The organism is Sulfitobacter sp. HI0129 (assembly GCF_001635395.1).
Classification (GTDB): Bacteria; Pseudomonadota; Alphaproteobacteria; order Rhodobacterales; family Rhodobacteraceae; genus Sulfitobacter.
The window spans coordinates 1-780 of record NZ_LWGH01001090.1 but is presented as its reverse complement, the minus strand read 5'-3'; the positions used below and the strand labels follow the sequence as shown (position 1 = coordinate 780).

Here is a 780-nt window from a genome sequence, read left to right as displayed (position 1 = left end):
AAACGCGGGAAGCCAGACGATTTGCGGAACGGCGAGATCGGGCACTGGCTAACGTCGAGCCTGCCGCGATCGAAGAAAACGACCTTGAACATGCAGAATCTGGTGACATCCTCAATGTGCCCAGTTTCGAAGTGGAGGAATGGTCGTGAGCGGGGCAGGGGAGTTCGCACATCTCGATCCGAACTATCGACGGTTCGCTGCCCTTTCGGACGAAGAGCGTATTGCCTGGATCAGGGCTGACCGCTGGATCGGCTTCGATCAGGCGGGATTGGCGCTTGGACGCCTTGAAAACTTGCTTACCTATCCGCCGCGCGACCGGATGCCCTGTCTGCTGATCTATGGCGACACAGGCATGGGTAAGACCAAGATCGTGCGCAAGTTTGAACGTGATCACCCGCCAAAGTTCTGTCAGGTAACCGGCGTCGATCATCGCCCAGTGGTGGTTGCACAAGTACCCTCCGAGCCGATCGAGCGGGATCTTTACCGCGAATTGCTGTCCAGTATGGGCGCGCCGGCAATGGCCGGGGGCACATTGGCCCGCGAGAAAGATGTCTGCCGCTCGCTGCTGCGAACGGTCGGGGCGAAGATGATCATTCTCGACGAGGTGAACGGCATGCTGGCCGGGACATATAGGCAGCAGCGGATTTTCCTCAATGCCATAAGATTCCTCGCCAACGATCTGCGGATTCCCCTGGTCTGCGCAGGGACCGACCTCGCCCGCCAGGCATTGCTGACGGATGCGCAATTGGCGGAGCGGTTCGAAGCGTTTCACCTCAAGCC

The 780-nt window shown here is 59.2% G+C and carries 1 protein-coding gene; it reads left to right on the top strand.

Annotated features, from left to right (window positions below; all coding sequences use genetic code 11):
- Nucleotides 1-139: 139 nt before the first annotated feature.
- Nucleotides 140-780, top strand: a 641-nt coding sequence (locus A3764_RS22805) for a TniB family NTP-binding protein (RefSeq protein WP_067952144.1), incomplete at its 3' end; no start/stop codon positions are given.